Annotated in this window: 2 protein-coding genes and 1 pseudogene; all 3 read right to left on the bottom strand. The window is 68.5% G+C overall.

Features of this window, described 5'->3' with window-relative positions:
* Positions 1 to 392: 392 nt before the first annotated feature.
* The gene (locus BLT82_RS36040; RefSeq protein WP_244529941.1) at positions 393 to 884 is read right to left on the bottom strand and encodes a hypothetical protein; all 492 of its coding nucleotides are present in this window, start codon (positions 882 to 884) and stop codon (positions 393 to 395) included.
* A gap of 91 nt (positions 885 to 975) precedes the next feature.
* A complete protein-coding gene (locus BLT82_RS36035; protein WP_093662648.1) occupies positions 976 to 5,661 on the bottom strand; it encodes an RHS repeat-associated core domain-containing protein in 4,686 nt (1,561 codons plus the stop codon).
* 153 nt (positions 5,662 to 5,814) lie between these two features.
* Positions 5,815 to 6,472: pseudogene (locus tag BLT82_RS38505) on the bottom strand (transposase); the annotation flags it as partial.
* Between the last annotated feature and the right edge of the window lie 227 nt (positions 6,473 to 6,699).

Raw genomic sequence — 6,699 nt, 5'->3', positions numbered from 1 at the left:
CAGCGGATCGGCAGCATCACCCCCGACGGCTGCCCGCCCTGGAGGTCCAGATGCGCTCGCATGCCCTCGGCCGGCGTCATGTGGATGTCGGGCCATATGACGCTCTATCAGGCCCCAAGCCGCCTCCGGCGACATCGTGGTGCTCGGCCTCTTCGAGATCTGATTGGGCGTTGTGAGATGCCAGAAGTGCCGGCCATCGTCCTGGTCATCGCCCGCGGCGCGGAACAAGGGCCCGCCGCCGCCTTGTTCCGCGGCCGGCCGCGAGGAGCGCTCCGAAACACGGACCGGCCGCGCTCCGCGTGGCAGTACGTCTTCCAGGTATGACGTTCACGGTCGTCCCCGACGAGTTCGAGCGGGCCGAGGACGACCGGCCCGGTCGACGGCCGCCGGAGTCAGTCCCCGCGCGGCCCCCGGAAGTCCACCGAGGTGACGAGGGCGTAGTCGAAGTAGATCGGGTCCCCCTCCTCGTCCATCGGGTAATCGAAGCTGCTCTCGTTCGACAGGATCACCCTGAGGTCGGGAAGCGTGTCCACCCCGTCGTCGTTCTGCTCAACCGTGTGGCCTCGTTCCTCAAGGCGCTCCAGCAGTTCTTCGCTGGGAGTCCGGAAGACGTCGAACCCGTCGAGGACGACCGCCACATCCGCGTCCTCGACTCGGAACCGGTAGACATGGATGTCGGTCAGCGCGCCCTTGGTGAAGCCGAGATTGAACTCCGTCTGGGACTCCGCGTGCTCGCAGAGCACCTGTCCAGGCGCGTCGCCGTAGTCCGGGTCGGACGGGGCGAAGCCCAGTTCGCGCGCGGCCCCGACAGCATCGTCGGCCGACATGCCGAGCCTGAGCGTAGCGACTCCCACCTCCGGCAGCAGCTCCAGAATCATCGCCATCCCTTCCGACCGTCCGATGGGTACCGCCGCCTACTCTGCCTCATCCCCCGTGCCCCAATCCCGGGGGGCGGTGCAAATCGCATCGGAGTCTTCATCGCAGCAGTTCGGCCTCGTCGATCGTCCAGCCCTTCTTGGTGAGCAGCGCCTGGAAGTTCTTGTTGTGCTTCAGGCTCTCCACCATCTCCCGGATGTGGTCGTCGTACTTTCCGGGGAACTTGTGCTTGATGTCGTCGATGTCCATCCGCATAGCCTCGGTGAGCCGTCCCTGGCTGATCAGTTCGCGCTGCCACTGGTGCCATGCCTGGGCCACCAGGTCGTTGTCGGTGCTGTTCAGCTTCTTGTGGTCGGCCCGCTCCATCCGAATGGCCGGGCCGTTGTTGACCTTCTGCTTCTTGTGCGGCTTGTTCGCGATGTAGAAGCCCGGCTCGATGACCTGCTTCCAAGCCGCCTTGGGCGGAATGTGGTTGACCTCCATTGAGACGGGGAACCGTGTCCCGTCCGCCTTCTCGTTGGCCGGCAGCAAGCCGCCGTACCATCCGCCGTTCTCGGTGCATCCCTTGGCGATCAGCCCCTCGGGATCCATCCAGGTGTACGGATTGGTGACATAGGCGGACGGATTGGCGGCAGGGGCGAGTCCCAGGGGGTCGGACGACACATAGCGGGCCGTCTCCGGATCGTAGTGCCGGTGGACGTTGTAGTGGAGACCGGTCTCCGGGTCGTCGTACTGGCCCGGGAAGCGCAGCGGGGTGTAGGCGGTGGCGTCGCGGTTCCAGGCCGTGAGCCCCCAGACGGTGGAGCGGCTGTGCCATGCGATCCCGCCCTGTTCGTCGACGAGTTCGGTCGGCGTGCCGACCAGGTCGGTGACGATGGCAAAGAAGCGGCTGTCGATCTCGTCCTGTTGGGCGTCGTCGCCGACTGTGCGGCGCTCCAACTGGGACAGGGGACGGTAGCCCTCGTGGTCCCAGGTCAGGGTGACACCGGACGCGGTGTCGGTCTGCTCGGCCAGCCGGGTGTCCTCCCAGCAGAAGAGGACCGTGGCGGCGACCGTGGTCCCGTCGGCGGCCATGCGGTGTTTGGCGGTACGACGGCCGAAGGGATCGTAGGTGTAGCACCAGACCGTGCCGTCCGGGGTGGTGCAGGAAGTGAGCCGGTCCTCGGCATCCCAGGTGTAGCGCCAGGTCTCGGGCTTGCGGGACAGCCGCTTCTTCTGACGCAGTACGACCCGGCCGGCGTCGTCGTACTCGTAGCGCAGCCCGCCCGCGGAGACCAGACGTGTACCCTCGTACACCCGCTCCCCGCGGCTCTCCGTGGGGCGGGCCCGATCGGGCCACTGGGCGCCGGTCTGGTTCCCGATGGCGTCGTAGCTGTACCGCTCCGACCAGTCGTCCACGGTCAGCCCGAGCGGCCGCCCCAGCGGGTCGAGGTCGAATCGGGTGGTCAGCCCGTTGAGTTCGTCGGTAGCCGAAGTGAGCAGGCCGTCGGCGCGGTAGCCGAAGGCCCGGGAGCGTACCGTGCGCCGGTCCGTGGACACCGTCTGGGACGTCAGACGGCCGATGGCGTCCCAGGTGGAGGCGAGCGTCACCGGGGCGGCGGTGGGCCCGAAGGTGCGGGTCAGCTCGCGTCCCAGTACGTCGCGGCTGAAGTCGATGGCGTGGCCGCTCACCGCGACGCGGGTCCGATTGCCGCCCGCGTCGTACTCGTACGACGTGACGGCGCCGGTCGGTGTGGTGCGCGAGATCAGCTCGCCGTGAGCGTCGTAGCCGAACCGCATGGTGCGGCCGTCGATGGTCTCCGCCAGCAGTCGGCCCGTCGCGTCGCGCTCCAGGGAGACGATGGACGTCGGTGTCTCGGCCCGGGTCAGCCGGTCGGCGGCGTCGTAGGTGAATCGGGTGACCGTCCCGGCGGCGTCCTTCTCCCGCAGATTGCCGAGAGCGTCGTAGGCCATGGTGACGCGGTGGCCCGACGGGCTGACGCGGGCGACGAGCCGCCCGGCCGCGTCGTGCTCGTAGCTCGTGGTGCGGCCGTCGAAGTCCGTCTCCGACCTGGTCAGTCCGGTCGGGCCGTAGGCATAGGCCCATGTCCGGCCCTGGGGATTACGGACTCCGGTGACCCGCAGTTCGGTGTCGTACGTGAACTCGTAGCGCGCCCCGTCCACACCGGTTCGTGCGGCCAGCAGATCGAACCAGGTGTACTCGAACCGGACCGTGCCGCCCAGGGTGTTGGTGTGCGACAGGCAGTTGCCTTCTTCGTCCCAGGTCCACGACTCGGTGGTGCCGTCCGGGGCTGTGCGGCGGGACAGCCGGCCGTCCGGCGTCCACTCCAGCCGCGTGACGGAACCGGCTGCGTCGGCCGACTCGTAAGGCCGCCCGAAGGCGTCCCGGGTGAGGGTGTACGTGGCGCCCTGGGAATCCGTGGCCGACAGGGTGAGTCCCGCTGGGTCGTTGACCCGCCGCTCCGTCACGCCGCTCGGGAAGGTCACCGTGGCGGGGGCGCCCGTCGCGTCGTAGGTGTAGCTGGTCGAGGTTCCGTCCGGGGCCGTCACCGAGAGCCGGTTCCCTCGCTCGTCGAAGGTCTGCCGCCAGACGGACCCGTCCGGGCCCGTGACAGATACGGGCAGATGGCGTTCGTCGTAGACCGCCGACGCGCGGCGCCCGTCGGGCAGGAGCATCGTGATCAAGTCGCCACGCTCGTCGTAGCCGAACTCGGCGGTGTTGCCGAGTTCGTCGGTGCGGGAGAGCAGATTGTCGTAGCGGTCCCAGGTGAACAGCACCGTGTGGCCGCGGGCGTCGGTCTCGGCGACGGTTTGGCCGAGGCTGTTGAACCGGGTGACGGTCACCGCACCCGTGGAGTCGGTGAATCGGGTGGCGCGGGCCGCGGTGTCGTAGGAGAAGCGCGAGGAGAGCGCCCCGTCGGGGCCGATGGTCTCCACCACCCGGCCCGCGGTGTCGTACACATAGCTGTACGTGTGGCCGTTGCGGTCGGTCCACGACGTGACGCGATGGTCGTCGTCATAGGTGAAGCGCAGCGGTACACCGGACGAACCCGCGACGGACTCCAGGTTCCGCTCCGTGTCGTACCCGAAGGAGGCCACGCGCACCGGCCCATCAGGGGTCTGCACGTCCAAGGCGGTGACAACTTCGCGTTCGGGATCGGTGACGACGCGCACCCGGTAGCCGGCGTCGTGGCTCACGTGGACCGGCAGGCCGTCCTCGGTGCGGCTCATCCGGTAGGCGTTGCCGTTGCGGTCCTCGACCTCGCTCAGCCAGTACAGACCCGAGCGGTACGGGTTGCCCGTGAAGCGCCGGGTGAGTCCCGAACGCGGGTCGGTGACCGCGTACGTGACATCACCGAGGACCCCCCGCTCGACGAAGACGAGCGGCAGCCGATCACCCTCCAGCGGCAGCATCTGCTGGCCGCCTTCGGTCGGCAGCGCCGGATAGAACAGGACCGAGCCGTCCTCTCGCGCCCAAGCGGCGCCTGCACCGGTCATCTCCAGGCGCTCGTCGAATGTGGATGCCCAGCTGCTGCCGTAGCAGTGGCCGAAGCGGTAGCCGGATACGTGCGTGCGCCGCAGCACCAGGGACAGCATGCCCGGAAGGACCAGGTCCGTCTGGGTCATCACCATCTCTCCGGTGGCCACGTCCACCGGGTCGGTCTTGCACCGCCTGCTGAGCAGGGACATCGCGACCTCGCGGACGCGGTCCAGCATCTCGCGCATCGACTTGGGGCGTCGGCGTCCGGGCTCCGAGCTGCCACGGCGACCGTCGAGGCCGCCCGCGTCCTTGCCGTCCTTCGCCGCGATGGCCTTGACGCGGTCGCGGACGTCGCCGTCGGTGTCCTTGTGCGTCTTGGAGCCCTTGGAGATGGCGGCGGGGACCTTCTTACCGACGTGGTCCCCCAGGTCGTCGAGCGCCTTGGTGAGCTTCTCCGTGATGCCTTCGATGGTGGTGTCGAGGACGGCGGTCAGGGAATCCTTGCCCTTGGCCCGGCCGTGGTGCCCCTTGGCCTTGCCCAGCTTGCTGCCCGCCCGGGACTTCATGGTGACCTCCACGGAGGCCAGGTGCATTCCGGCCTTGCCGTGGGCGTCGTGGTCGATCTCCGGGCCACCGCCGGAGCCCGGACCGGTGGGACCGCCCGCGGAGTTGATCTGGAGGCCCTCCTTGCCCGCCTGCTTCGTCTGGTCGGTGTTGTAACCGTCCTGAACGCCGGTGACGTTGAACGCGGTCTGGATCGCGAGGTCGGCGACGATGTTCTCGATCGCGGCAACCGCGGGCTCCGTGAGTGTGGCGACGATCTCGGCGACGGCCGCCTCCGCCATCTCCTTCAGGATCTTCTTGAACGCGATCCGGGTTGCGGCGATCTTGGCGCCGGCCAGCAGCGTCGACAGGCCGGCCGTCACCGGTGCGAGCGCCAGTGTGACGCCCACCGTGGCGCACAGGTCTGCCAGTTCGCCCACCGCGGCGATCTTGCGGGCGACGATGATGTCGGCGACCCGGTCGAGTGCACCGGCCACCAAGCGGGCCGCCTTGGCCAGGTCCTTGTGCTTGCCCTGCACCTTCGACCAGTGCTTGTCCAGAGCGGTCAGCGACTCGCTCTGCCCGCTGGAGAGCAGTGTCTGTATGTGCCCGTACGCGGTCCCCGCGTCGTCGTCCGCGTCGTCCGCGAACTCCCTCAACGAGTCCGCCATGTCGCGGTACGCGTCCTCGTCCACATTCGGCCAGCCCACACCGACGACATCGAGCATCGTGTCGACGCCCTCAGGAATCGTGTACCCCACGACGCGACAACCCCCCGTTCCCACGCGCAATACGACAGTCTGATGATCACCCTTACATGTGACGCACCGTCGGCACCAACCGGGTTTTCCGCAGAGGGACTTCCTGGCCCTCGACGGACCCGACTTCCAGTGGGATCAGGCACACTCAAGCTGACGGTGCCGCAGTTTGAGTGCGGCGATCGGGGCGCCGGGGGGTGTTGGCAAACGCGGTGTGCCGCAGGCCGTCGACGTCGGTGAAGCGCAACTGGGCACCAGGGCTTAGCCGTTCATTGCGGATGATCAGTCACATCCCGTGGGTCCGGCCAGTGAGGACATCGCCGCCGAGTTCGGCGGCCCTGGCACCGTTGCGGATCTCGCCGCCGGGTTCGATTGCCGAGCCCGGCTGGGGTCCAGGCAGAGGCCGGGACCTCGAGGACTGCCTGGCGGACGGCGTCGGTGATGGCCATCCCTACCGAGTTGGTCAGCCGTCTGCCCGGCTTGGCGAGCCAGGACAGGAACTCGTGGGTGCCGCCGCCGGATTCGGTTCGGACCCGTGTCCACCGTTCAAGTCGGTAGCCTTTGGGCAGTTGGGCCAGAGCGAGCCGGGCCGTGCCGATGTGGTCGCTCGCGGTGTGCTGCCCGCGGTGCCGGGCCACAGCAGGCTTGCGACCGTCTCTCCGCTGCCGCCGCTGCCGTGGTCCACGAACGCTGTCAGCGGATGACGCCCGAAGGTCTTCTTCCAGGTCGTGGCGGCGTCCTGATGCTCGGAATCCGCCAGGACGAGAACGCCGTCGATGTCCACGATGACGCCGTCGTCGACGGCCGGACCGTCCGGCTTGGTGGATGCTGTCCGGGCTTATGTAGCCGCCGTCGACGACATGGCAGTAGCACATGCCGAACATCGCTGCGGTGCAGAAGACGCGCCGTCCCCGATCGACGTCACCGCTCGCCCGCGAGATCGAGATCGCCGCCGTGCGTCCCGGTCGCGGCCTCGGCGCGCCGCGGGCGGCTCAACGGTTGTCCGATCGGATGGGACACGGTCCGCCACCACGGCTCATC

Origin of the sequence: Streptomyces wuyuanensis (assembly GCF_900103455.1) — a bacterium.
Classification (GTDB): Bacteria; Actinomycetota; Actinomycetes; order Streptomycetales; family Streptomycetaceae; genus Streptomyces; species Streptomyces wuyuanensis.
This window is presented reverse-complemented; position numbering and strand designations above follow the sequence as displayed.

Coding starts and splice junctions, on each gene's coding strand:
- BLT82_RS36040 (WP_244529941.1), bottom strand. CDS start 884: ATGGCGATGATTCTGGAGCTGCTGCCGGAGGTGGGAGTCGCTACGCTC.